Source organism: Ruegeria sp. CK3 (assembly GCF_056536565.1).
This window is the reverse complement of sequence record NZ_JBQFPV010000001.1, coordinates 300,519-324,616: the sequence shown is the minus strand read 5'-3', so window position 1 is coordinate 324,616 and position 24,098 is coordinate 300,519. Positions and strand designations below refer to the sequence as shown.

Here is a 24,098-nt window from a genome sequence, read left to right as displayed (position 1 = left end):
TTTTGCTTGTGTTGAGCCATCCTCATACAAGCGTTGAAAGTTTTGATATCTGGTTTTCTGTGAAACCCGGCTAAAACCACTGTACACCGTCATAGGCAAAAAGGTCGCTTGGAAGGCGCTGGGTGTCGAAAACCGACCTCCTTAGCCCAATATAGACGTTTAGAACCGCCCCATTGGTTAGGAGGAATCACAGCTATGCCTGACGTCACCATCGTGTACTGGCGCGACATTCCCGCTCAGGTCATCGTCGGCAAAGGCCGTCGTGGCGCAAAGCGGCAGTTGGAAGAACGGTTTGAACAGGCCATCGACCGCGCCGCCATGAAGGTGAATGCCAAGGACAGTGATGCCTACGTGGCCGAATGGCGCAAGGCCGAGCCTTTCGCGGTTGAGGGCGACCCGTCCGAGATTGCCGAAGCGCAGGCTGTGCGTCTGGAAACGGAATACGATCAGGACCGCATCAAGGCACTGATCGCGAATGACGGTTGGGCATGAGCCCGAAATCTATATGGGAGGCCGCAATGGCTTTGCTGAACTTCAAGAAACGTGATGCCGCCGAAAACGGCCCTGTAAATCCGACCGTCGAAGCCTTTCTGCAGGGCTACTCGATAGAGGTAATGCCGCGCACCGCTGAAAAGGTCGAAGATTTCCGTGCTTTGCTGCCCGAAGGCACCCGTGTCTATATCGCCCATATCGAGGGCACTCCGATCGAAGACATGGTGAAAACCGCCAAGCGCATCGCCGCCGAGGGTTACCCGGTCATGCCGCACTTCCCCGCGCGTATCATTAAGGATGCCGCGACGCTTGAGAACTGGATCTCGATGTATCAGGGCGAAGCGGGCGTTGATCAGGCGCTGCTGCTGGCCGGTGGTGTGGCGAAGCCCCATGGTGATTTCGACAGCTCGATGCAACTGTTGGAGTCCGGTCTGTTCGACAAAGCCGGTTTCAAGCGCCTGCATGTTGCCGGTCACCCCGAAGGCAACAAGGACATCGACCCGGACGGCTCGACCAAGAATGTTGACGACGCACTGCGCTGGAAACAAAAATTCAGCGAAACCACCGACGCCGAGATGGCGCTGGCCACTCAGTTCGCGTTCGACGCAAAGCCGATCATCGAGTGGGCGAACGGCCTGAAAGAGGCAGGGATCGACATCCCGGTTCATATCGGTATCGCAGGTCCTGCCAAGCTGCAGACCCTGATCAAGTTCGCCATCGCTTGTGGCGTTGGCCCGTCGCTGAAAGTTCTGCAAAAGCGCGCCATGGATGTCTCCAAGCTGCTGCTGCCTTATGAGCCGAATGATGTGATCACCGAGCTGGCCGAATACAAAGCGGCGAACCCGGATTTCAACATCACCAACGTACACTTCTTCCCCCTTGGCGGCATCAAGACCAACGCCAACTGGGCTATCAACAACGGCGGCGCTTCGGCGAAGCCGGTTAACGCTTAAGGAACGGACATGACCCGTACAGTCGTAGAATCAAAAACAAAAACCGCCGTTCTGGGCTTTGACGAACCGTTCTGCGTGATTGGTGAGCGGATCAACCCCACAGGCCGCAAAAAACTGGCCGCTGAGCTTGAGGCGGGCGACTTTTCGACCGTTGAGAAAGACGCGCTGGCTCAGGTCGCTGCAGGCGCGACCGTTTTGGATATCAACGCAGGCGTTGTCTACAACTCGAACCCCAACCCGAACGAGACCGAGCCGCCGCTGATGCGCCAGATCGTTGAACTGGTTCAGGGTTTGGTTGACGTCCCGCTCTGCATCGACTCGTCGGTTCCCGGCGCGCTGGAGGCCGGTCTTGAGGCGGCTGAAGGCCGTCCGCTGCTGAATTCGGTTACCGGCGAAGAAGAGCGTCTGGAACTGGTTCTGCCGCTGGTCAAGAAATACAACGTTCCTGTTGTTGCGATCTCGAACGACGATACCGGCATCTCTGAAGACCCCGATGTGCGTTTCGTCGTGGCCAAGAAGATCGTTGAGCGCGCTGCCGACTTCGGCATCCCGGCGCATGACATCGTTGTTGACCCGCTGGTTATGCCGATCGGCGCGATGGCAACTGCTGGCCAACAGGTCTTCGCTCTGGTCCGTCGTCTGCGTGAGGAACTGGGCGTGAACACCACCTGTGGTGCGTCCAATATCTCGTTCGGTCTGCCGAACCGCCACGGCATCAACAACGCCTTCCTGCCGATGGCGATGGGTGCTGGCATGACCTCTGCGATCATGAACCCGGTTGCTCTGCCAACGACACAGAAGAAAATCGCCGAGAAGAAAGAGGCAGTTGCCGCCGCTGGTATCATCCTGCCTGAAGGCATGGATGATGAGGCCTTCGTTCAGATGTTCGGTCTGGGCTCGACCCAGCCGCGTGCCGGCAAGGAGATGGAGGCCATCCGTGCCGCCAACCTGCTGACCAACAACGACCCGCACGGCGGCGCATGGATCAAGTTCAACAAATCGCCTGAAGAAGCGGCTGCGGCCGGGGGAGCAGGCGGTCGTCGCGGCGGTGGCCGTCGCCGTCGCGCTTGATTTTCTGAGTTATCAGATCAAAGGCCGGGCCCTGCGCCCGGCCTTTTTCGTTTGACCCTGATCAATGCAGTAAACGTGATATCGTAGAGACTGGGGCGGTCCCTTCCGCAACGATCAGGTGCTTTCATGTCCAAACATCACCCTCCAAAACTGGCCGACGCAAATCTGAGTGAGAAGTTGGGCAAGAAGGACTATTTCGACAAGCTGATTGATCTGCAGGCGAAACTGGCGCGTATTCAGCAAGCTTTTCTCTTCCATGGAACCAAGGGCGTAATCGTCTTTGAAGGTTGGGATGCCGCTGGCAAAGGTGGCACGATCCGCCGTATCAGCCAGGCGCTTGATCCGCGCAGTTTCAAAGTCTGGCCAATCGGCGCGCCTCGCAACTACTATCTCAACCGCCACTATCTGCTGCGGTTCTGGGAGCGCCTGCCGCCAGAAGGTGCAATCTCGGCCTTTGACCGCAGTTGGTACGGGCGTGTTCTGGTGGAACGGATCGAGAAATTCACACCGGAGAAACGGTGGCGGGCGGGATATCGAGAGATCAACGATTTCGAGCGCATGCTTGTTGATGACGGCACCCGGATCGTAAAGCTGTTCTTTCATATCTCACAAGACGAACAAATGGCGCGTTTCACAGAACGCCTGCGCAACCCATTGAAGCGCTGGAAGCTAACTTACGAGGATTTCCGCAATCGCGAGCGTTGGGACGAGGCCGAGATCGCCGTCGATGAGATGTTGGCGCGTACATCAACCGATATTGCACCGTGGCACGTTATTCCGGCTAACAACAAAAAATCAGCGAGAATCAAAGCAATGCAGGCCATCGTTGATGCGTTCTCAAAAGACATAGATCTAAACCCACAGCATTTGGACAAACGAACTTTGGACGCGGCGTGCGAGGCTTTGGATGTTGACCAATCACTGATCGACTCCCTGCGGGCGAGGACAGAGTAATCCATAAACCTCACTTAAAGGCGCTTGCAGTTCCTTAGGTGGCGATGGTATCTCAAATTTCGCGGCGGGTATGATGTAATGGTAGCCTGTCAGCTTCCCAAGCTGAACGCGCGGGTTCGATTCCCGCTACCCGCTCCAACTTCAATGTCTATTGTGAACGGCGCGCTTGCAGCAGGTTGATAGCGGCCGGGACACGCGTTCCTTCCGAAGTGAGGTACTCCTCGAACTGTAGCACAACAGTATCGACGATCGCGCGCACATCCTCTTCGGTGCCGTTGAAATGCGCGATCACACGCGCAGCAGGACCCACACGGGTGCAGAGCAGGGCTGCGTCTTCGACCGATAGTGGCCCGTTTAGCACCAGCGAAACCGTCGAGACCTGAACATCCACAAGCCCCGCATCGGTCATCAGACCAGCGACTCTGTCCTTGTCATGGAAGGCGAGCGGCCCAGGGGCATTCCGGTCAACTTTAGGCGGCTGACCCAACCGCGCTGTGGCAGCGATATGCGGGGTTTTGAACCAAGGGTTGTCAGACAGACCGCCCCAAGCGGCAAAGGTCATCTGCGCACCGGGCTTCAGGGCGCGAGCCATGTTGGCGAAGGCGACGGTCGGGTCGGCAAAGAACATGACGCCGAACCTTGAGATCATCGCGTCAATATCGCCCCGCGAAAGCTCTGTGGTCTGAGCGTCGGCGTATTGAAACGAAAGATTGCCCAGACCAGCATTGCTGGCCCGCTGGCGCGCGCGCTCTAGAAACTGTTCCGATATGTCGATGCCGCGCACCGCACCCTCAACCCCAACAAGCTGCGCAGCGGCCAGCGCAGATGCGCCAGTGCCACAGCCGATATCAAGAATCCGCATGCCCCGTGACAGGCCAGATCGTTTCAGGACCAGTTCCAGGACGGGCTGAAACAAGGTGTCCAGCTGATCTTCAAAGGTCAGCCAGCGGGCACCCATTTCAGACTTGCCCCAGAACTCTTCCTGATCACCGTTGATGTTCAGCATCGCAGCCCCCTTTTGAGGGGAACTATGACCTCCGGCGGCGGCGGCGGCCAGTCTTTTCCTCATCGCCGCCACCGGTGTTGAAGGACGGCGCGGGCAGGGTGACGACCTGTGCGAGTTCCGGGAAGGGGTCGGTTTTGTGCGGGATCGCGTTGGCGGCGACGAAGTGGTCCTGGAACTTCGGCTCGATGGCGGTCTCGATCTTGGTGATCTCACGCACGACACGTTCGATCTCGGCGCGCGATCCGATGTTGCACAGGGCAATCCGGGCGCCGGTGCCAGCCGCGTTGCCCGCGCTGGAAACCTTATCGAGCGGCGCATCCGGTATCATGCCCAGAACCATCGCGTGTTTGGTCGAGATATGAGCGCCAAAGGCCCCGGCCAGAACCACACGATCTACGCGGTCGACCTCCATCTCGTCCATCAGCAGGCGCGCACCGGCACAAAGCGCCGATTTCGCCAGTTGGATGGCCCGGATATCACCTTGGGTGACGGTGATCCGAGGGCCACCTTCCGCGCTGGAATCATGGATCAGATAGGCGTGTGTGCGCCCTTCAGGAACGCAGCGGGGCGTGCCGGTTTGCTCGGCCGATCCGATCAGGCCGCTTTCGTCCAGCAGGCCAGCGATGCGCATCTCGGCCACCGCCTCGATGATGCCAGAGCCACAGATGCCGGTGATGCCAGTGGTGGCGATGTCCTGATCAAAGCCGTCCTCATCGGACCATTTCTCGGATCCGATCACGCGGAAGCGGGGTTCCTTGGTGACGGGGTCAATCTCGATCCGCTCAATCGCGCCGGGGGCAGCGCGTTGGCCGGAACTGATCTGCGCGCCTTCGAAGGCAGGGCCTGTGGGCGACGAGCAGGCCAGAACGCGGCTGGTGTTGCCCAGCAGGATTTCGGCATTGGTGCCCACGTCCACGATCAGCACCAGATCTTCGGATTTGCCGGGCTCTTCCGACAGGGCAACGGCGGCACAGTCGGCACCCACGTGACCGGCGATACAGGGCAGGATGTAGATCTGCGCGCGCGGGTTCATCGTGGTCAGGTCCATCTCACGCGCGGGCAGGGACATGCTCTCCGATGTCGCCAGCGCAAACGGAGCTTGCCCCAGTTCGACCGGGTCCAGACCCAGCAGCAGATGGTGCATGACCGGGTTACAAACGAACACCGTCTCAACGATCAGGCTGGCGTCAATGCCCGCTTCTTCAGCGATCGAGGTGGTCAGGTCATTGATCGCCTCACGCACGGCCTTGGTCATCTCCTGATCTCCGCCGGGGTTCATCATGGCGTAGGAAACGCGGCTCATGAGGTCTTCGCCGAAGCGGATCTGGGGGTTCATCAGGCCCGAGGATGCCTTGACCTCACCTGTCTCCAGATCGGTCAGATGCGCCGCAACCGTGGTCGAGCCGAGGTCGATGGCCAAACCATAGAGGCCCCCTTCGTGCAGGCCGGGCCAGATTTCGACGATGCGTGCCACCGGGTCCTTATGACCTTTGTGAACGGCGACAGTGACTTCCCATTTACCTTTGCGCAGAACCGGTTGCAGCTTCGACATCAGGGACAGATCTGCGGTGACGGCCTCGATCTTCCACTGCTCGCGCAGGGCACGTTCCAGACGCTCCAGATCGCCGGTGGGCGAGTGCATGTCGGGTTCCTCGACTACGACGAAATAAAGCCGCGTGGCCGGGTCCATGGTGATGGCGCGCGCCGCTGCGGCCTTACGGACCACCTGACGGTGAACCTGGCTTTCGGGCGGCACATCGATCACCACATCGCCCTGAACAGAGGCCTGACAGCCCAAACGACGGCCGGGCTTCAGGCCGCGTTTGTCGTCATAGCGCTGCTCGACAGCGTTCCATTCGCTCAGCGCGTCTTCCGAGACGGTAACGCCGTGCTTGGGAAACTCGCCATAGCTGGGCGTGATCTGACATTTCGAGCAGATGCCGCGCCCTCCGCAAACCGAATCCAGATCGACGCCCAGCTGTCGGGCGGCGGTCAGAATCGGGGTGCCAACGGGAAAGTGCCCGCGTTTGCCCGAGGGGGTAAAGACGACAAGGGGATCGGTGGTCATGGTCGGCCTGCCTAAATTGTGTTCGCGCGTATGCCGGGGAAGATATGAGTTTATTCACAAAGGGAAAGCCCTGTCAGCGGCACGTTTTGTACAACGAGCGTCGTTTTGTGACGTGCTATTCCTACCCAAGGGCAAACAACTTGGGTTCTGGGGCTTTTCCTTCGGGTCAATCCATGCAATAGGGTCACCGCCAAACGGGCTTTTGCATGGGGTTTGATGATGCAGATTCGTGAGGCACTTACCTTTGACGACGTACTTCTTGTTCCGGGCGCATCTTCAGTGCTGCCGGCAACAGCGGATACGACGACGCGCGTGACGCGTCAGATTTCCATGAACATCCCGCTGCTCAGCTCGGCCATGGATACGGTGACCGAGGCGCGTATGGCCATCGCCATGGCGCAGGCCGGTGGGATCGGTGTGATCCACAAGAACCTATCGGTTGAGGAACAGGCCCGCGAGGTACGCCGGGTGAAACGGTTCGAATCGGGCATCGTTTACAACCCAGTGACGCTGCGCGCCGATCAGACGTTGGCAGACGCGCAGGCGCTGGTGCAGCGCTACAACTTCACGGGTTTCCCGGTTGTGGACGAGCAGGGCCGCGTTGTCGGCATCGTGACCAACCGGGACATGCGATTTGCCACGTCGGACGACACGCCGATCAAGGCCATGATGACCTCGGACAATTTGGCGATGCTGCAAGAGCCTGCCGATCTGGAAGAGGCCAAATCCCTGATGCGCGCCCGTCGGATCGAAAAGCTTCTGGTCGTTGATGGCGAGGGCAAGCTGACCGGTCTGCTGACCCTGAAAGACACTGAACAAGCCGTTCTGAACCCGACGGCCTGCAAGGACCACCTGGGCCGTCTGCGCGTCGCCGCCGCGACCTCGGTCGGGGATGCAGGGTTTGAGCGCTCGGAACTGTTGGTCGACTCGGGGGTCGATATTATCGTCGTCGATACCGCTCACGGCCATTCCGAAGGTGTTCTGGAGGCAGTCAAGCGCGCCAAAACGCTTTCGAACGAAGTTCAGATCATTGCAGGTAACGTCGCAACGGCTGACGCCACCAAAGCGCTGATTGATGCGGGCGCGGATGCGATCAAGGTTGGTATCGGGCCGGGCTCGATCTGTACCACTCGGATGGTGGCCGGTGTCGGGGTACCTCAGCTGACGGCGATCATGGACTGCGCCTCAGCTGCCGGAGATGTGCCGGTGATCGCGGATGGTGGTATCAAGTTTTCGGGCGATTTCGCCAAGGCCATCGCGGCGGGTGCGTCCTGCGCCATGGTCGGCTCGATGATCGCGGGTACGGATGAAAGCCCGGGTGAGGTGATCCTGTATCAGGGCCGCTCTTTCAAATCCTATCGCGGCATGGGCAGCTTGGGTGCAATGGCGCGCGGTTCGGCGGATCGCTATTTCCAGAAGGATGCCGCCAATGACAAGCTGGTGCCGGAGGGGATCGAAGGTCAGGTGCCCTATAAAGGCTCTGCAGGAGCGGTTGTTCACCAGCTGGTCGGCGGTTTGCGCGCGGCCATGGGCTATACCGGCTGTGCCACAGTCGAAGAGATGCGCAAGAACTGCAATTTCGTCAAAATCACCGGGGCGGGTCTGAAGGAAAGCCACGTGCATGACGTGCAGATCACGCGCGAAAGCCCGAACTACCGGGTTATGTGATCTGGTGATCTGTTGTAGGCGGCGCCCCGACGCGGGCGCCGTTTTGCGTTCTTGGAAAACCCGACGGAGGGAAAGATGACCCCGGCAGCCCGTGTTCAGGCCTCAATCGAGATCCTTGACCAAATTCTGGACGGCGCGCCCGTTGAAAAAGCCCTGACTGGGTGGGCGCGGCGCAGCCGGTTCGCTGGCTCCAAGGATCGCGCAGCGGTGCGGGATCACGTTTTTACGGCCTTGCGCTGCAAACGGTCCTTTTCCGCGCTTGGAGGTGCTGAGACGGGTCGCGGCCTGATGATCGGAGCGATGCGTGCTGCAGGGCAGGCGCCTGACACTCTGTTCACCGGCGAACGCCACGCGCCTGCGCCGATTGAAGCCTCTGAGCAGGGTCGCGGTTTCGTGTCACTGGCCGAGCAGTTTGATATTCCAGACTGGCTCTGGCCCCGGTTTTCGGCGTCTTTGGGCGATGCAGCCACGGAGGCCGCGGCGGCGCTGCAAAACCGCGCTCCGGTGCATCTGCGGGTCAATTTGCGCAAGACAGACGTGGAAGGCGCGGCTCGTGCTTTGGAGGCTGACGGGATAAAAACTGAACTCCATCCCGCCTGCGAGACGGCTCTGACCGTCGTTGAAGGAGCACGCAAGGTTGCGCAAAGCCGGGCTTACTTGGACGGTCTGGTCGAGTTGCAGGATGCGGCCAGTCAGGCGGTTGTGGCGGCTTTGCCCCTTAAACCCGGTTTGCGCGTTCTTGACTATTGCGCCGGTGGTGGTGGAAAATCGCTGGCGCTCGCAGCCCATAAGGGGGTCGAGGTGTTTGCGCATGACATCAACCCGAAGCGCATGCAGGACCTGCCGAACCGTGCTGACCGCGCGGGCGCAAAAGTAATCTGCGTTGAGACCGCGGAACTGGCCAGTTTCGCGCCTTTCGACATCGCGCTTGTTGATGCACCTTGCTCGGGCAGCGGCTCGTGGAGGCGCGCTCCAGCCGGAAAATGGGCTCTGACCGAAGAGCGTTTGATCGAATTGAGCAAGTTACAACGCACGATCCTGGGTGAGGTCGCGCAACTGGTTCATCCCGAGGGTCTTCTTGCGTATGCGACCTGCTCGATGCTTCAGGACGAAAACGCACAGGTTGTCGAAAGCTTTGTGTCGGAGAACCCCGATTGGACAGTGACGCTAGAGCGGAATTGGCGTGTCACCGATGGCGTTGATGGGTTTTTCACGGCGCATCTGACAAAATAGCAGCCCACCGCAAACAACTACAGGTAGTTTTCTTAGCCCCTTAGCTCTGTTAAGCGGGCATTAACCATTTTGGATCGTTATTGCTCTCAAAAAAGCTACCCGGGTCGTTCATGTCCGATTCTACATTTTCGTTCTCCGATCCCCGCTCGCGCAGAACGCCGTCTGCTGCACGTGTTTTGGCGCTGGTTGGACTGGCCGCACTTTTATACGCTGCGCCATATACGGGCCGGGTGCCTGCGGACTGGACGCAGGGTATGATCGTCGTAGGAGTATCGGTCCTTTTTGCGACACTCTGGATTCTGGTCAGGGGTCTCTTTGCCGACAAGGCTGCGCAGCAAACTCTTGATGTGCTGGCAACTTTTGTGGACCAGGACGATTGCGCAAGCCTTATCGCCGATGCTGAAGGAACGGTTCTCGTCGCCAACCGGATCGCGCGCGAACAGTTGAAAGCCAGCCCGGAGGCCAAGCTGACCGAGGTTCTGCGTTCGGTTTTCGCCAACCCATCGAGCTTGCTTTTGAGGTTGCAGACGCTGGCACAGGCAAAAGGCTCGGCGGATGAGGACATCATCACCGGCGGCGAGATCATTCCGGTTTCGGTGGTCCGATTGGGGAACGACCTGTTCTGCTGGCGGTTCAAGCTTGGCCACCAAGGGCAATGGGACAAGATCGCTCTTCCCGTGCTGACCATCGGCCGGGGCGGATGCCTGCTACACAGCAATTCCGCCGCAAAGGCGTTTTTTGGTTCGGCACCGGGTTCGATCGACAAGATCTTTCAGAACGGTTTGCCACAAAATGGTCAGATCTGCTCGGTCCTTGCCCATGAAGGGGAAACGCGCGTCGTGGTCACGGGCGTTTCGGCATCCGGGGCTGTGCGGCACCTCGTTTTGATGCCGGTTTCTCAGCCTGTCCAACCTCAGCATGGATCCTCACTTGCCGAACTGCCCGTCCCGATCCTTTGCATGACGCCTGAGGGGATCATACTGCAGGCAAACCAAATGGCGCGGGCGCTTTTGGGTAATCTTAATCTGAACGAGACCAATATCGATCAGATCCTGCAGGGGCTGAACCATCCGATTCTGGAGTGGCTGGCGCAAACGGCATCGGGCGAAGAGGTCGCTCGATCTGAATTCCAGCGACTGACCCGCGATGACAAAGAGCTGTTTGTCCAGGTCACTCTGGACCGGGTTCAGATCGACGGGAAAACCCACCTTATCGCGGTTCTGAACGACGCGACGGAGCTAAAAACACTTGAGGCGCAATTTGTTCAGGGACAGAAGATGCAGGCTGTCGGCCAGTTGGCTGGAGGCGTTGCACATGATTTCAACAACCTTTTGACCGCGATATCAGGTCATTGCGATCTGCTGCTACTGCGCCATGATCAAAACGATCCCAACTATGGTGACTTGGTTCAGATCAATCAGAACGCCAATCGCGCGGCGGCTCTGGTCAGCCAGCTACTGGCCTTTTCGCGCAAGCAGACCTTGCGGCCCGAGGTTCTGGACGTGCGTGACACTATCTCGGACCTCATCCATCTGTTGAATCGATTGGTCGGTGAGAAAGTTCAACTGACCCTGAGCCATGATCCTGTCCTCAAGCCTGTGCGTGCAGACAAACGGCAGTTGGAGCAAGTGTTGATGAACCTCGTCGTCAATGCGCGCGATGCAATGCCGGAGGGCGGTGAGATTCGCATCGAAACCGAGGTGCTGAGCCTGACCGAGCCTTTACGCCGCGACCGAGCCACCGTTCACCCCGGCGACTACATGACCGTCAAGGTGATCGACAGTGGGGTAGGAATTCCCGCCGACAAACTGCAAAAAGTGTTCGAGCCGTTCTACACGACCAAACGCACGGGCGAGGGCACGGGGCTAGGTCTTTCGACCGTTTATGGGATCGTCAAATAGACGGGTGGCTTCATCTTTGTCGACAGCGCTGCCGGTCGCGGCACCGAGTTTTCACTGCTCTTGCCGGTTTGCGTCGAAGCGAAACCCGTCGAGGTGCAGCCCGAAGATGTGCCAGACTCCAAAACGGCGCGCCAGGGCGAAGGCGTGGTGCTACTGGTCGAAGACGAAGCGCCGGTACGCGCCTTCGCGACCCGCGCGTTGCGCCTGAAAGGCTACACGGTGCTTGAGGCCGAATCCGCCGAGGATGCCCTGACCTTGCTGGAAGATGCCAACCTGAACGTGGATGTGTTCGTGACCGATGTGGTCATGCCCGGAATGGACGGACCGACTTGGGTTGCCAAGGCCATGGAGACGCGGCCGGATGTCCGAGTCGTGTTTGTCTCGGGTTATACCGAGGGCGCGTTCGGCGAGTCGGGTCCTCAGGTTCCGAATTCGACCTTTTTGCCCAAGCCCTTCTCTTTGACGCAACTGACCGAAGCGGTTTTTCAGCAGATGAACTAACGCCTATTGCGCTGCCTCATAGACCGCAAAATCGGCCTTAGAATGCTTGCGGAATGCCGCTTCGGCTTCAGAAGACAGAGTTGTCTCTGCGGGTGGCGAGACGTTCTCGCGCTCTAGTGTGAAATCGAAATTCAAACGGCTTTGCAGGAAGTCGACAATGCTGTCCTGATGGTCGTATTTGAAAACATGGCTGGCCCCGACGCCATTGTTGCGGGTGCGGAAGAACTCGCTCTGACTACCGACATCCGCAAATTCGGGCCGAGGGGTCTGCATATAGGCCTGCACAAAGGCGTCAAAGCTGAGATCCCGCGTCGAATGCGGATGCCCGATGCGATCTTCGCGCCGACGAAACCTGTACCAGCTGCCCAGCCAGTCGATGGGTTCGCGGACCACGGCCATAATCTCCATCTCGGTGTCGTACATTTTGCGGAACATGTTCTGAATAAAACGGTCATATCGGCGCACCGGCGCATGTTTAAGCTCCGGCGGGTGGGTGATCACAATATCCGCGCGAGCACGCAACGCGGAGTGATATGCGGTGCTGCCGGTTTTGGGAACAGATAAAAACGCAAGGCGTTCCTTATAGAAAACAAGCATTTAGTGTTCCCATGTCGATGATAGTTCGGAAGACAGATTGGCGTAAACGGATCTTTAACACAATTGCCCAAGAGTAGGATCTGTAAGTTTTAGTTGAAATGTTCTCTTTTTGGTCCCATAAGGAACAAGAGGCGAACAAAGCAGCGATTGCCGCCCGGCAAAGGGTGTGACAAAAGGGAAGGCGACAGGACAATGGCGGATCTTCTGACGATGAGCGACAAGAAAAACGCGGACAAGCAAAAAGCGCTCGATAGCGCGCTGGCCCAGATCGAACGGCAATTCGGTAAAGGCTCGATCATGAAGCTGGGCGAGGATGCCAAGCAGGATATCGAGGCGAGCTCGACCGGGTCTCTGGGTTTGGATATCGCGCTGGGAATCGGCGGTCTGCCGATGGGCCGGATTGTTGAGATTTACGGGCCTGAAAGCTCGGGTAAGACAACGCTGACCCTGCATTGTATTGCTGAACAGCAAAAGCGTGGCGGCGTTTGTGCATTTGTCGACGCAGAACATGCGCTGGACCCGCAATATGCCCGTAAGCTGGGCGTTGACCTGGATGAACTGCTGATCTCGCAGCCTGACACCGGCGAACAGGCGCTGGAAATCACCGACACGCTGGTCCGGTCTGGCGCGGTGAACATGGTCGTGGTCGACTCAGTGGCGGCGCTGACGCCGAAATCCGAATTGGAAGGCGACATGGGCGACAGCAACGTCGGCGTTCAGGCCCGTCTGATGAGTCAGGCGATGCGCAAACTGACCGGCTCGATCAGCCGTTCGAATTGCATGGTGATCTTCATCAACCAGATTCGGATGAAGATCGGCGTGATGTTTGGCAGCCCGGAAACCACTACCGGTGGTAATGCGCTGAAGTTCTACAGCTCTGTTCGTCTGGACATTCGCCGTATCGGCGCGATCAAGGATCGGGATGAGGTGGTCGGCAACCAGACCCGCGTCAAAGTCGTTAAAAACAAGGTGGCCCCTCCATTCAAACAGGTGGAATTCGACATCATGTACGGTGAAGGCATCTCGAAAATGGGTGAGCTGCTGGATCTAGGCGTCAAAGCCGGTGTGGTCGAGAAGTCGGGTTCGTGGTTCAGCTACGGGGATGAGCGGATCGGGCAGGGACGTGAGAATGCCAAGCAGTATCTGCGCGATCACTCTCGGGTCGCGTGGGATATCGAGGACAAGATCCGCGCGGCCCATGGTCTGGACTTCGACATGCCTCCCGGCGCGGCCGAGGATGACGATATCCTCGAAGCCTAAGGAAAGCGCGAGAGGGAACGCCAGAAATCTCCAGGCGCTCCGACGGTGCTGAGAATACCTTAAACAGGGCGGTCCATCGGGCCGCCTTGTTTCGTTTGGAAGGTCAATGCTGTGGACACTCTGCGGGCACGGCGATAAACCTGCGCAGACCATTCTGATTGCGCGCTGAGAGAGCCCCATGCCAACGTTGAACGACATCCGATCGACCTTTCTGAACTACTTTGCCAAGCAGGGGCACGAAGTGGTGGCGTCCAGCCCTCTGGTGCCGCGCAATGATCCGACTTTGATGTTCGTGAATTCGGGCATGGTGCAGTTCAAGAACCTGTTCACCGGTGTGGAAACGCGCGACTACCAGCGCGCGACTACCGCGCAGAAATGTGTGCGGGCGGGCGGCAAGCATAACGACCTCGACAATGTGGGTTATACGGCACGCCACCATACTTTCTTTGAGATGCTGGGGAACTTCTCCTTCGGTGACTATTTCAAGCACGACGCGATTCCCTTCGCGTGGGAGCTGATCACCAAGGAATTCGGCATCGACAAAAACCGTCTGCTGACCACGGTCTATCACACCGACGACGAAGCCTTTGAAATCTGGAAGAAAGTCGGCGTTCCCGAAGATCGAATCATCCGCATCGCGACCAGCGACAATTTCTGGCAGATGGGTCCGACCGGACCCTGCGGGCCTTGCACCGAAATTTTCTTTGACCATGGCGATCACATCTGGGGCGGCCCTCCGGGATCGGCCGAGGAAGATGGCGACCGATTCATCGAAATTTGGAACATCGTTTTCATGCAGAACGAGCAGTTCGAGGACGGCTCAATGGTGGAACTCGATATGCAGTCGATCGACACCGGCATGGGGCTGGAGCGGATCGGTGCGCTGCTACAAGGCAGCCATGACAACTACGACACCGACCTGTTCAAAACGCTGATCGAGGCTTCTGCGGACGCGACAGGCGTTGATCCTTACGGAGATCAGAACGTCCATCACCGCGTGATCGCGGACCACCTACGTTCAACGTCGTTCCTGATTGCCGACGGCGTGATGCCCAGCAATGACGGGCGCGGCTATGTACTGCGCCGGATCATGCGCCGGGCAATGCGTCACGCTCATTTGCTGGGGGCCAAGGATCCGGTCATGCACCGTCTGGTCCCCTCGCTCGTACAACTGATGGGCACTCAATATTCGGAACTAGGGCAGGCGCAGGCGTTGATCGAAGAGACTCTGCTGCTGGAAGAAACGCGGTTCAAACAAACGCTGGATCGCGGCCTGAAACTGTTGGATGACGAGGTAGCCAGCCTGCCCGAAGGCGCGGCCCTGTCCGGAGATGCGGCGTTCAAGCTCTATGACACCTATGGGTTCCCACTCGATTTGACCCAGGATGCCCTGCGGGAAAAAGGCCGAACTGTCGATACCGACGGGTTCGATGCGGCCATGGCAGAACAGAAAGCCAAAGCCCGCGCGGCATGGGCCGGGTCGGGCGAGGCTGCGGATCAGGCGGTCTGGTTTGACGTGGCTGACAGCGCTGGCGCAACCGATTTCCTAGGCTACGACACCGAAAAGGCTGAGGCTCAGGTCGCGGCGCTGATCGTCGATGGCGCTCTGGTCGACAGGATCGAACAGGGCGGCACTGGCTGGGTCGTTGTGAACCAAACCCCGTTCTATGGCGAGGCTGGTGGTCAGGTCGGCGACAGTGGAGAGCTGCGCCGTCTCGATGCGCGCGAAGATGTTTCCCGCGTTGAAGACACCAAGAAATTCGCCGATGGCAAAGTCTACGCACACAAGGTGACTGTGGACCACGGCACCCTATCCAAAGGTGACGCGGTTGAGCTGGAGGTGGATCACGCGCGCCGTTCGGCCATTCGTGCCAACCACTCGGCCACGCACCTTTTGCATGAGGCCCTGCGCGAGACTCTGGGCGACCACGTGGCACAGCGGGGTTCGCTGAATGCCTCGGATCGTTTGCGGTTCGATTTCAGCCATTCCAAAGCCTTGACGCTGGAGGAAATCCAAAAGGTCGAGAGTGAGGTGAACGACTTCATCCGCCAGAACTCGAGCGTTGAAACCCGGATCATGACGCCGGGCGACGCGCGTGAGCTGGGCGCTCAGGCTTTGTTTGGCGAGAAATATGGCGACGAGGTTCGTGTTGTTTCGATGGGCAAGGCTCCAACTGGCAAGGGCCAGGATGGCGAGACCTGGTCCATTGAACTTTGCGGTGGCACGCATGTCCGTCAGACCGGCGATATCGGTACGTTTGTTGTGCTTGGCGACAGTGCAAGCAGTGCGGGTGTCCGGCGGATTGAGGCGCTGACGGGCGATGAAGCCTTCCGCTATCTGTCCGCTCAGGATCACCGTTTGGCACAGGTCGCGTTGGAGCTAAAAGCGCAGCCGGATGATGTGGTGGCCCGCGTGAAATCACTTTTGGATGAGCGGAAAGCCCTGCAAAACGAAGTTGCTCAACTGCGCCGGGATCTCGCTATGGCCGGAGGGGCCGGGCAGGGCGGCGGCGCGGAAGCGACCGAAGTCAACGGCGTCAAGTTTCTGGCCCAGACACTCAGCGGTGTGTCCGGCAAAGATCTTCCTGCATTGATCGACGAACACAAAAGCCGACTGGGATCTGGCGCGGTTCTGTTGATCGCGGACACAGGCGGCAAAGCGGCTGTCGCGGCTGGGGTCACCGCGGATCTGACCGATACGGTTTCGGCCGTTGATCTGGTCAAAGCCGCAGTGGTTGAGCTGGGCGGCAAGGGCGGCGGTGGTCGCCCGGATATGGCCCAAGGTGGCGGCAAGGACGCGACCAACGCAGTTGCGGCGATCAAGGCCGCCGAACAGGTTTTGGAGGGGTAAGATGGCTGCTCTTTGGATTGCGCATGTCACGGTGACTGACACCGAAGCTTATGGAAAATACGCTGAGCTGGCGGGGCCTGCGATCGCTGCGCATGGCGGAGAATTCATTGCGCGTGCGGCGCGTTACGTTCAGCTAGAAGGGAAGGAGCGTCCGCGCAATGTGGTCGCACGTTTCCCCTCAGTCGAGGCCGCGGTCGAGTGCTATAACTCCGCCGCATACCAAGAAGCGCTCGATCATGCCCGCGGGGCAAGCGAGCGCGAATTGGTCGTTGTTGAAATCACCGACTGAGAATCAGCTGTTTCAGCCGGGTCGGTTTGGCGGTCTGGGCGAATATCAGCACAAGAATCGCTGCGCGGCCTCCATTTCTTTCTTGGAGGCCGTGTTCGCCTTTAAAGTATATTAAAAACAATATATTGCAGCTATTCAACATTCTGACCCAGTCATAAATGTGGCGGATTGCCCTCAATTCTTGCCCGAAATTGCCGCGGATTGTGACGAATTTCCGCCTTTTTTACCCCTGATCCTCAACATTGATTGCGTCACCAAAGCCAGTTGCGGTTAAAGTCGGAAAACTTCGACACCCTGATTGGCCGGACTCACGCGGGCAACTTGGATTGAGGAACGGGTATGAAATATTCGGCAGTAGGTTTTTCGGCGGGTCTTCGGTCGGTCGCCAAATTTTCAGGGCGCTCCGTTGGGATTTGCGCTTTGGTCCTGACGTCGTTCTTCACCGCCTCTGCGGCACAGGCGTCCGAGGGGGCGTTCATCACTGCGATTTCAACCTCTCCGCCACCGTCTGGAGCACAACAACTTTGCCGTCAGTACAGCTGGGCCTGTTCAGGCCAACGAGCGGCGTCGTTGACGAGCAAGCAGGAAATGCAGATCGTCAAGAAAGTGAACTTGCAAGTCAACGCGTCCACCCGTGCAATTACAGACCAATCTCAATACCGACAGCGTGAGTTTTGGGCCTTGCCGACGACACGGGGCGGTGATTGCGAAGACTTTGCCTTGTTGAAAAAGCGCAATCTGATCAAAGCGGGAATTGATCCCAGCAAGCTTTTGATTGCCACGGTACTGGATACGCGTCGGAACGCGCACGCTGTGTTGGTCTACCGATCAGCTCAGGGTGATCTGGTTCTGGACAACTTGACCAACAGCATCAAACCGTGGAAAGCGACCCGGTATCTGTTTCTGAGGATGCAAGATCCAAAGCAGCCGCGCCGTTGGGTTGGGGTTTACGGGAATAGTTGACGCAATCTACAATCTGAAGAGGTAAGGGCGCCAGCTTGGGCGCCCTTTTTGATTCTCGCAGTGCACAACAAACCTGCAGCTGGAATTATGTTCTAAGCAGGATCAGAAACCTCAGAACTTTGTTATGTGACGTCTCCGCCTTTGCCGTCGTCGCCGCCTTTGCCGTCGTCGCCGCCTTTGCCGTCGTCGCCGCCTTTGCCGTCGTCGCCGCCTTTACCGTCGTCGCCGCCTTTACCGTCGTCGCCACCTTTGCCGTCGTCGCCGCCTTTGCCGTCGTCGCCGCCATTGTCATCGGGACCGCCGTCGTCACCCGGAGGATTTCCAGACGGACCACCCGTAGTACCGGGATTGCCATCAGGTTTGCCATCTCCGGATCTTTGATCAGCGAACCCTGTGGATGCGGTCGGCAAGTCCGAAAGCAACGCGGCCAGTTGCGGGCATTCCGCACCCGTACGGGCCAGGAAGTTGCCGAAATCGGCGCGACGCTGAATGTAGCGGATCATACCCGATGTGACGGCGTCACATTCGCAGAGGATCTCGGGCGAGCTTGCAGCCTGACGTGCCGTTGAGACGGTACATGCGGCTTGTGCGGCTGTAACGCCTACCATTTGAACGGCAACAGCTGCGGCGATTACTTTTAGTTTGCTGGAATGGATGCCCATGATGGAACTCCTCGGTACTCGTTAATCTCTGCGTCGAACTTATGCACCAAAACCAAATAGGCTTGTATGAACGACGTCACACTTTGGACAAGATTACACCTTTTTAAGGTCGAACTTGCAAGTTGCCGCCCACTTGGCGAGATTGCCAAAAGACCGGAAAAATATCAAAAATCATGTAAAACCAATAAGAAAGGCCAGCCGATGGCTGGCCTTTCCTAGAATGCCATTTTTTAGGATTGAGGAAATAATGTCACAAAAATGGCATTGTTTCCCAATCGAGAACGGCGATTTATCCGGCTTTCGCCATCCGTTTCCGCTCATGCGGATCAAGGAATCGCTTGCGAAGACGGATCGCGTTGGGCGTCACCTCGACCAGTTCGTCGTCATCAATATAGGCGATGGCTTCTTCAAGCGAGAACTGGATGTGGGGTGTCAGACGCACCGCGTCGTCCGAGCCGCTGGCCCGCACGTTGGTCAGCTTCTTGCCTTTCAGCGGGTTCACTTCCAGATCGTTGTCGCGGGAATGTTCACCAATCACCATGCCCTGATAGACATCGGTCTGAGGTCCAACGAACATGCGGCCACGCTCTTCGAGGTTCCACAGAGCGTAAGCAACGGCCTGGCCATTCTCCATCGAGATCAGAACGCCTGCGCGACGGCCTGGGATCTGACCTTTATGTGGGGCCCAGCCATGGAACACGCGGTTCAGAACGCCGGTCCCGCGGGTATCGGTCAGGAACTCTCCATGATAGCCGATCAGGCCACGGGACGGCACATGCGCGATGATCCGGGTCTTGCCGGCGCCGGCGGGGCGCATCTCGACCAGTTCGCCCTTACGTGCACCGGTGATCTTTTCGATGACTGCGCCCGAGTATTCGTCATCCACGTCGATCGTGACTTCTTCGACGGGCTCCAGCCGTTGACCGTCTTCCTCGCGGAACAGAACCTGCGGGCGAGAGATGCTGAGTTCGAACCCTTCGCGGCGCATGTTCTCGATCAGAACACCCATCTGCAATTCGCCACGACCGGCCACTTCGAACGCCTCGCCGCCCGGGGTGTCGGTGATACGGATCGCAACGTTGGATTCCGCCTCTTTCATCAGGCGGTCACGGATGACTCGGGATTGCACCTTTTTGCCGTCACGACCAGCTAGAGGCGAGTCGTTGATGCCGAAAGTCACGGTGATGGTTGGCGGGTCGATGGGCTGAGCGGGCAGGGCCTCTTCAACCTGCGGTGCGACCAGCGAGTCCGCGACGGTGGCTTTGCTCATACCTGCGATGGTCACGATGTCACCGGCCTCGGCCACATCGATCGGTTGTTGCGCCAAACCACGGAAGGCCAGGATTTTCGATGCGCGGAAGTTCTCGATTAGCGAGCCATCGCGGCTGAGCGCCTTGAGGCTGTCGCCTGCTTTCAGAGTACCGCTTTCCACACGGCCCGTAAGAATACGACCGATGAACGGATCGCTGCCCAAGGTAGTAGCCAGCATGCGGAACGGCTCGTCCTTCTTTTCGGCCTGTTTGGGGGCAGGTACGTGATCGACGACCAGATCAAACAGCGCGGTCAGGTCCTTGCGCGGCCCGTCCAACTCCATATCCGCCCAGCCCGAACGGCCCGAGGCATACATGGCAGGGAAGTCTAGCTGATCGTCATCTGCGCCGAGGTTTGCGAAGAGATCGAAGCACTCATCCAGCGCACGGTCGGGTTCGGCATCGGGTTTGTCGACCTTGTTCAGGACCACAATGGGGCGTAGGCCCAGTGCCAGTGCTTTGGAAGTCACGAATTTGGTCTGAGGCATCGGACCTTCAGCCGCGTCAACCAGCAGGACAACACCGTCCACCATGCTGAGGATACGCTCAACCTCGCCGCCGAAATCGGCGTGGCCGGGGGTGTCGACGATATTGATGCGCGTGCCTTTCCATTCGACCGAGGTCGCTTTGGCCAGAATGGTAATGCCGCGCTCGCGTTCCAGATCGTTGCTGTCCATGGCGCGTTCCGCCACGGCCTGATTTTCCCGGAACGCGCCGGATTGTTTGAGCAGCTCATCCACCAGGGTCGTTTTACCGTGGTCCACGTGAGCGATGATTGCGATATTGCGCAGGTCCATGAGAGGTCAGCCTTTGAACGGGAAGTTGCCCGGCGCATAGCGCGGCTTGACGCAATATACCAGCCCAAACCGGCGTTCAGTGACCTGCGGTCTTTGAAAACAGATGAATGATCAGGATTCCGGCCAATATCAGGGCCAGCCCCAGAACCGCCCAAAGGTCGAGCTTTTGCCCAAACACCACAAAGCCGATGATTGCGATGAAAAAAATCCCAAGCCCGGACCAGATCGCATAGACGATGCCCACTGGCATGTATTTCAACGTCAATCCCAACAGGTAGAACGCCACTCCGTAAGCAACTACGACCAGAACCGAAGGCCAGAAGCGCGAGAATTGCTGACTGGCCTGCAAGGCCGTTGTGCCTACGGTTTCGGCAAAGACGGCCATCAGCAGGATCAGGTAGGCTTTGGGCATGATCTCAACCTTTTGCATGCAAATCACGCGCGAATTCTCAACATGAAACAGGCCGCCCCGGCAAGCACATTCGGTTGCTTGGGTGCGTGACACCACAAGATAAAGGTCGGGTATACCTGACTACGATCTGATCACAATTTATGCAAATAACAGAACAGTATTTGTTGATTTGTTTTCGAGTTTTTCAATGACTGTGTTTATTAAATACGTCGTTTTTGCTTCGACTCTTATTGCGGCGCTAGGGTGGCTTGCAGACGGGGGGTCCGTCAGTTCTGATGCAGCCCAAATGTTAGTTGGTTTCTTTGTTTTGTAGTTTTGGCGTTAATCAAGATCCAAGCAGGGAAAAGGGCCTTATTGGCCCTTTTTCTTTTGCCTAGCCCCTCGCTGAAACCGTGAAGTAATCTGCCAAATACGGTTGCAACCAATCCCAAAGACCGGGCGCACCGCGTTCGATGGCGGGCCGGACCCGCGCTTCGATCTGAGGGTAGGTCACGGCATAGTCCACCCACGAGCCGCCGCCCGTTTCAAGATTGGCAATTGGGGTTTGAAACCGGTCAACAGCCTTGGCGAACCGCGCATCTACCGAGTTGGCGCTCTCAAACTCATGCCAGAGATCCGAAAACGCCTGCGTTTGATCCTGAGGCAATAGTCCGAACAGGCGTCGCGCTGCGGCCTCTTCCTTTTCGGCTTGGGCGGCGTGATCGACCTGACCGTGGATCGGGTGATCTCCCGCGTCGATCTCGACAATATCGTGAAGCAGCAGCATGTACAGGACGCGGTTCAACTGGACCTCAGCGTGGGAATGTTCGGCCAGAACCCACGCGTACAGCATGATGTGCCACGAGTGCTCGGCCGAGTTTTCGAACCGATCGACCGCCATCAGGCGCGAAGCGCGCATGACGGATTTCAACTGATCTGCCTCAACCAGAAAAGCCAGCCGTTGGGTAAAGCTGTTGTCCTCGGTCGGCGCATCCGCCAATAACGCAACTGCGTGCTCATAGGCCTGAGGCAGCGCCTCACTCAGATAAGCCGCGCGCCCGGTCGCGAGGTTCTCACGGGCGATCTCCATATGGTCGGGCCGTTTAGGCGATGCGTACAGCACCTGAAACAGGGGCTGACACCGGTCGAGCATCTTGGCGAACTTGGCGTCAGGCGTCTGATCGGCTTCGAATTCGTTCCATAGGTCCAGAAAACTCTGGGTCTGGTCCGGCGGCAACAGACCGAACAAATCCAAAGCCGCGGCGTGTTCGGCCTTGGCGACGCTCTGCCAATCGGTCTCGAGATGGATTGGATGGTCGCCCACAATGATCTCGACCAGATCATGCAGCAACAACATGCGGATGACCCGATCAATTGACACATCCGGCCCGGCCAGAGGCCCCATGACCAGCGCCCAAAGCGCCAGATGCCAGCTATGTTCTGCGGAATTCTCAGGCCGGGATTGATCCAGCAGGGTGTTTGCCCGATCCACCGTCTTCAACCTGTCCGCCTGTTTCAAAAACGCGATTTGCGCGGACAGTCGATCATTCATTGTTTTTCAATCGCTTTCAGCTTGGAGCGGTGATCTGTCAGGCGTTTGATCACGAATTGGCGGGCTTGACGTTCGGACAGGCGCACGCGGATCTCGGTCAGAAAGGCCTCTTCCAGAGATTGGGAGGAGGCCGCCAGCAGGTTGCCGACCTCCATGTAAAACCGGTCATCGCCGGTTTCGTCCATGACCTTCAATGTATCCTCGGCCAATTTGGCAGCGAGGGTATTGATGGTGTCTGTCATCAGCGCGTGTTCTCGGTCAGGCGGCGTTTCACATAGTCGCTGACATCAGTGATGAGCGTGTCCATGTGCTGATCCTGGAAGAAGTGATCGGCGCCTTCGACCTCATTGTGCGTGATGGTGATGCCCTTCTGCTCATGCAGCTTGTTGACCAGCGCAGTTGTATCCGCCGGAGGCGCCACGCGGTCGGACGAGCCGTTGATGATCAGGCCCGAAGACGGGCAGGGCGCGAGGAACGAGAAGTCGTACATATTCGCCGGGGGCGACACACTGATGAAACCGGTGATTTCCGGGCGGCGCATCAACAACTGCATTCCGATCCAAGCACCGAAAGAGAAGCCAGCAACCCAGCAATGCTTGGAGTTGTTGTTCATCGACTGCAGGTAATCCAGCGCCGATGCCGCATCGCTCAACTCGCCTACGCCTTGATCATATTCGCCCTGGCTGCGGCCCACGCCGCGGAAGTTGAAGCGCAACACGGTGAAGCCCATGTTGTAGAACGCGTAGTGCAGATTATAGACCACCTTGTTGTTCATGGTCCCGCCGAACTGAGGATGCGGGTGAAGCACGATGGCGATCGGTGCGTCTTTTTCCTTTTGCGGGTGGTAGCGGCCTTCCAGGCGGCCTTCGGGTCCGGGAAAAATCACCTCGGGCATGTGTGCTTTGGTCCTGTCTTTATCTTGGGCGCCGGGAAATACTTGACTGTATTCGTTGGGCACCTTAGAACGGTTCTAAATGTGATATCCTGCGCAACGCGCTGTCAGTCGGAGATACGCACTGGCGGCGGCGGCGTCAATGATTTCGCGTCCAACTTGCCGAAGGGAAATGACAATGAAGCTGTCGACAAAGGGCCGGTATGCCATGGTGGCGCTGGCGGACATTGCGCTGCAGCCCTCGGACAAGATCGTGACACTGGGTGAAATTTCGGAACGGCAGGATATCTCGCTGCCGTATCTTGAGCAGTTGTTCGTCAAACTGCGCCGGGCCGAGCTGGTGACCTCGACCCGAGGTCCGGGTGGTGGGTATCGCCTCGCACGGCAGCCGTCGGAGATCCGCGTTGTCGAGATTTTGTCTGCCGTAGATGAGACGGTGGATGCAATGGCCAAGGGGGCCGGGGCCTCGGGTGCGTCCTCGGGCAGCCGGGCGCAATCCCTGACGAACCGGCTTTGGGAAAGCCTCAGCGCACATGTCTATGTGTTCCTGCATCAGACCCGCCTGTCTGACGTGATCAAGAATGACCTCGCGCCCTGTCCCGCGGTTCCGAACCTGTTTGCCGTTGTGGATGAGTGATCCGTAGCCTCTGAGTACAAGTTTCAGAAATATCTGGGAAAAGATGACTC

General features: G+C 58.2%; 20 protein-coding genes, 1 tRNA gene and 1 pseudogene. 13 read left to right on the top strand and 9 right to left on the bottom strand.

Going from position 1 to position 24,098, the window contains the following annotated elements:
• The first annotated feature begins 195 nt into the window (after positions 1 to 195).
• The 5 genes from ACR0C3_RS01665 to ACR0C3_RS01645 all read left to right on the top strand — a co-directional run bounded on the left by ACR0C3_RS01665 (position 196) and on the right by ACR0C3_RS01645 (position 3,608).
• Complete coding sequence (locus ACR0C3_RS01665; RefSeq protein WP_480756829.1) at positions 196 to 492, top strand: virulence factor; 297 nt, start codon at positions 196 to 198, stop codon at positions 490 to 492.
• 26 nt (positions 493 to 518) lie between these two features.
• Positions 519 to 1,445 (top strand): methylenetetrahydrofolate reductase, encoded by a 927-nt coding sequence (locus tag ACR0C3_RS01660; RefSeq protein WP_170459269.1) that lies wholly within the window; start codon positions 519 to 521, stop codon positions 1,443 to 1,445.
• A 9-nt stretch (positions 1,446 to 1,454) separates the two neighbouring features.
• Positions 1,455 to 2,516 (top strand): methyltetrahydrofolate cobalamin methyltransferase, encoded by a 1,062-nt coding sequence (locus tag ACR0C3_RS01655; RefSeq protein ID WP_480756828.1) that lies wholly within the window; start codon positions 1,455 to 1,457, stop codon positions 2,514 to 2,516.
• A gap of 126 nt (positions 2,517 to 2,642) precedes the next feature.
• Entirely contained in the window at positions 2,643 to 3,470 is an 828-nt protein-coding gene (locus ACR0C3_RS01650) for a polyphosphate kinase 2 family protein (RefSeq protein WP_480756827.1), read from the top strand.
• A 64-nt stretch (positions 3,471 to 3,534) separates the two neighbouring features.
• A tRNA-Gly gene (locus ACR0C3_RS01645) sits at positions 3,535 to 3,608 on the top strand.
• A gap of 10 nt (positions 3,609 to 3,618) precedes the next feature.
• Here ACR0C3_RS01645 and ACR0C3_RS01640 read toward each other — a convergent pair.
• Both ACR0C3_RS01640 and ACR0C3_RS01635 read right to left on the bottom strand, forming a co-directional pair.
• Complete coding sequence (locus tag ACR0C3_RS01640) at positions 3,619 to 4,539, bottom strand: class I SAM-dependent methyltransferase (protein ID WP_480756825.1); 921 nt, start codon at positions 4,537 to 4,539, stop codon at positions 3,619 to 3,621.
• Complete coding sequence (locus ACR0C3_RS01635; protein ID WP_480756824.1) at positions 4,499 to 6,544, bottom strand: ASKHA domain-containing protein; 2,046 nt, start codon at positions 6,542 to 6,544, stop codon at positions 4,499 to 4,501. The genes ACR0C3_RS01640 and ACR0C3_RS01635 overlap by 41 nt, the downstream gene beginning before the upstream one ends.
• A 219-nt stretch (positions 6,545 to 6,763) precedes the next feature.
• Here ACR0C3_RS01635 and guaB point away from each other — a divergent pair, with 219 nt between their 5' ends.
• From guaB to ACR0C3_RS01620, 3 genes and pseudogenes are all read left to right on the top strand, one after another.
• The gene (guaB, locus tag ACR0C3_RS01630; protein WP_170374314.1) at positions 6,764 to 8,212 is read left to right on the top strand and encodes an IMP dehydrogenase; all 1,449 of its coding nucleotides are present in this window, start codon (positions 6,764 to 6,766) and stop codon (positions 8,210 to 8,212) included.
• Between the two features lie 75 nt (positions 8,213 to 8,287).
• On the top strand, positions 8,288 to 9,445 hold the full coding sequence (locus tag ACR0C3_RS01625) for an RsmB/NOP family class I SAM-dependent RNA methyltransferase (protein WP_480756822.1): 1,158 nt from the start codon (positions 8,288 to 8,290) through the stop codon (positions 9,443 to 9,445).
• Between the two features lie 110 nt (positions 9,446 to 9,555).
• Positions 9,556 to 11,847: pseudogene (locus tag ACR0C3_RS01620) on the top strand (ATP-binding response regulator).
• A 3-nt stretch (positions 11,848 to 11,850) separates the two neighbouring features.
• Here ACR0C3_RS01620 and ACR0C3_RS01615 read toward each other — a convergent pair.
• A complete protein-coding gene (locus ACR0C3_RS01615) occupies positions 11,851 to 12,444 on the bottom strand; it encodes a sulfotransferase family protein (protein ID WP_480756820.1) in 594 nt (197 codons plus the stop codon).
• Between the two features lie 192 nt (positions 12,445 to 12,636).
• Between ACR0C3_RS01615 and recA the strand changes: the two genes are divergently transcribed.
• The 4 genes from recA to ACR0C3_RS01595 all read left to right on the top strand — a co-directional run bounded on the left by recA (position 12,637) and on the right by ACR0C3_RS01595 (position 17,807).
• Positions 12,637 to 13,704: a recombinase RecA gene (gene recA, locus ACR0C3_RS01610; protein ID WP_480756819.1), complete on the top strand. Its 1,068-nt coding sequence runs from the start codon at positions 12,637 to 12,639 to the stop codon at positions 13,702 to 13,704.
• Positions 13,705 to 13,882: 178 nt separating this feature from the next.
• Entirely contained in the window at positions 13,883 to 16,555 is a 2,673-nt protein-coding gene (gene alaS, locus ACR0C3_RS01605; RefSeq protein ID WP_480756818.1) for an alanine--tRNA ligase, read from the top strand.
• 1 nt (position 16,556) lies between these two features.
• Positions 16,557 to 16,844, top strand: coding sequence for a DUF1330 domain-containing protein (locus ACR0C3_RS01600; protein WP_170705000.1), 288 nt, complete (start codon positions 16,557 to 16,559; stop codon positions 16,842 to 16,844).
• Between the two features lie 339 nt (positions 16,845 to 17,183).
• Positions 17,184 to 17,807, top strand: coding sequence for a transglutaminase-like cysteine peptidase (locus ACR0C3_RS01595; RefSeq protein WP_480756816.1), 624 nt, complete (start codon positions 17,184 to 17,186; stop codon positions 17,805 to 17,807).
• Between the two features lie 122 nt (positions 17,808 to 17,929).
• Here the strand turns inward: ACR0C3_RS01595 and ACR0C3_RS01590 are convergent, their stop codons facing one another.
• The 6 genes from ACR0C3_RS01590 to ACR0C3_RS01565 form a co-directional block, all read right to left on the bottom strand.
• A complete protein-coding gene (locus tag ACR0C3_RS01590) occupies positions 17,930 to 18,469 on the bottom strand; it encodes a hypothetical protein (protein WP_480523704.1) in 540 nt (179 codons plus the stop codon).
• Between the two features lie 289 nt (positions 18,470 to 18,758).
• Positions 18,759 to 20,576 carry a translational GTPase TypA gene (gene typA, locus ACR0C3_RS01585; protein ID WP_170548782.1) on the bottom strand — a complete coding sequence of 606 codons (1,818 nt, stop codon included), beginning with the start codon at positions 20,574 to 20,576 and terminating at the stop codon, positions 18,759 to 18,761.
• A gap of 76 nt (positions 20,577 to 20,652) precedes the next feature.
• Positions 20,653 to 20,988 (bottom strand): DMT family transporter, encoded by a 336-nt coding sequence (locus ACR0C3_RS01580; RefSeq protein ID WP_170373682.1) that lies wholly within the window; start codon positions 20,986 to 20,988, stop codon positions 20,653 to 20,655.
• Between the two features lie 373 nt (positions 20,989 to 21,361).
• Positions 21,362 to 22,519 (bottom strand): HD domain-containing protein, encoded by a 1,158-nt coding sequence (locus tag ACR0C3_RS01575; protein ID WP_480756814.1) that lies wholly within the window; start codon positions 22,517 to 22,519, stop codon positions 21,362 to 21,364.
• Positions 22,516 to 22,761 carry a hypothetical protein gene (locus tag ACR0C3_RS01570; RefSeq protein WP_170373684.1) on the bottom strand — a complete coding sequence of 82 codons (246 nt, stop codon included), beginning with the start codon at positions 22,759 to 22,761 and terminating at the stop codon, positions 22,516 to 22,518. The genes ACR0C3_RS01575 and ACR0C3_RS01570 overlap by 4 nt, the downstream gene beginning before the upstream one ends.
• Positions 22,761 to 23,414, bottom strand: a complete 654-nt coding sequence (locus tag ACR0C3_RS01565; protein ID WP_170373685.1) for an alpha/beta hydrolase — start codon at positions 23,412 to 23,414, stop codon at positions 22,761 to 22,763. Before ACR0C3_RS01565 ends, ACR0C3_RS01570 begins: the two co-directional genes overlap by 1 nt.
• 175 nt (positions 23,415 to 23,589) lie before the next feature.
• Here ACR0C3_RS01565 and iscR point away from each other — a divergent pair, with 175 nt between their 5' ends.
• Positions 23,590 to 24,048 carry a Fe-S cluster assembly transcriptional regulator IscR gene (gene iscR, locus ACR0C3_RS01560; protein ID WP_170373686.1) on the top strand — a complete coding sequence of 153 codons (459 nt, stop codon included), beginning with the start codon at positions 23,590 to 23,592 and terminating at the stop codon, positions 24,046 to 24,048.
• Positions 24,049 to 24,098: the final 50 nt, after the last annotated feature.

Bases quoted from the DNA above. Each gene is read 5' to 3' on its own strand.
- typA (WP_170548782.1), bottom strand. From the start codon at position 20,576: ATGGACCTGCGCAATATCGCAATCATCGCTCACGTGGACCACGGTAAA.
- ACR0C3_RS01615 (WP_480756820.1), bottom strand. From the start codon at position 12,444: ATGCTTGTTTTCTATAAGGAACGCCTTGCGTTTTTATCTGTTCCCAAA.
- iscR (WP_170373686.1), top strand. From the start codon at position 23,590: ATGAAGCTGTCGACAAAGGGCCGGTATGCCATGGTGGCGCTGGCGGAC.
- ACR0C3_RS01580 (WP_170373682.1), bottom strand. From the start codon at position 20,988: ATGCCCAAAGCCTACCTGATCCTGCTGATGGCCGTCTTTGCCGAAACC.
- ACR0C3_RS01650 (WP_480756827.1), top strand. From the start codon at position 2,643: ATGTCCAAACATCACCCTCCAAAACTGGCCGACGCAAATCTGAGTGAG.
- ACR0C3_RS01635 (WP_480756824.1), bottom strand. From the start codon at position 6,544: ATGACCACCGATCCCCTTGTCGTCTTTACCCCCTCGGGCAAACGCGGG.
- ACR0C3_RS01575 (WP_480756814.1), bottom strand. From the start codon at position 22,519: ATGAATGATCGACTGTCCGCGCAAATCGCGTTTTTGAAACAGGCGGAC.
- recA (WP_480756819.1), top strand. From the start codon at position 12,637: ATGGCGGATCTTCTGACGATGAGCGACAAGAAAAACGCGGACAAGCAA.
- ACR0C3_RS01655 (WP_480756828.1), top strand. From the start codon at position 1,455: ATGACCCGTACAGTCGTAGAATCAAAAACAAAAACCGCCGTTCTGGGC.
- guaB (WP_170374314.1), top strand. From the start codon at position 6,764: ATGCAGATTCGTGAGGCACTTACCTTTGACGACGTACTTCTTGTTCCG.
- ACR0C3_RS01665 (WP_480756829.1), top strand. From the start codon at position 196: ATGCCTGACGTCACCATCGTGTACTGGCGCGACATTCCCGCTCAGGTC.
- ACR0C3_RS01595 (WP_480756816.1), top strand. From the start codon at position 17,184: ATGAAATATTCGGCAGTAGGTTTTTCGGCGGGTCTTCGGTCGGTCGCC.
- ACR0C3_RS01625 (WP_480756822.1), top strand. From the start codon at position 8,288: ATGACCCCGGCAGCCCGTGTTCAGGCCTCAATCGAGATCCTTGACCAA.
- ACR0C3_RS01590 (WP_480523704.1), bottom strand. From the start codon at position 18,469: ATGGGCATCCATTCCAGCAAACTAAAAGTAATCGCCGCAGCTGTTGCC.
- ACR0C3_RS01600 (WP_170705000.1), top strand. From the start codon at position 16,557: ATGGCTGCTCTTTGGATTGCGCATGTCACGGTGACTGACACCGAAGCT.
- ACR0C3_RS01570 (WP_170373684.1), bottom strand. From the start codon at position 22,761: ATGACAGACACCATCAATACCCTCGCTGCCAAATTGGCCGAGGATACA.
- ACR0C3_RS01640 (WP_480756825.1), bottom strand. From the start codon at position 4,539: ATGAGGAAAAGACTGGCCGCCGCCGCCGCCGGAGGTCATAGTTCCCCT.
- alaS (WP_480756818.1), top strand. From the start codon at position 13,883: ATGCCAACGTTGAACGACATCCGATCGACCTTTCTGAACTACTTTGCC.
- ACR0C3_RS01565 (WP_170373685.1), bottom strand. From the start codon at position 23,414: ATGCCCGAGGTGATTTTTCCCGGACCCGAAGGCCGCCTGGAAGGCCGC.
- ACR0C3_RS01660 (WP_170459269.1), top strand. From the start codon at position 519: ATGGCTTTGCTGAACTTCAAGAAACGTGATGCCGCCGAAAACGGCCCT.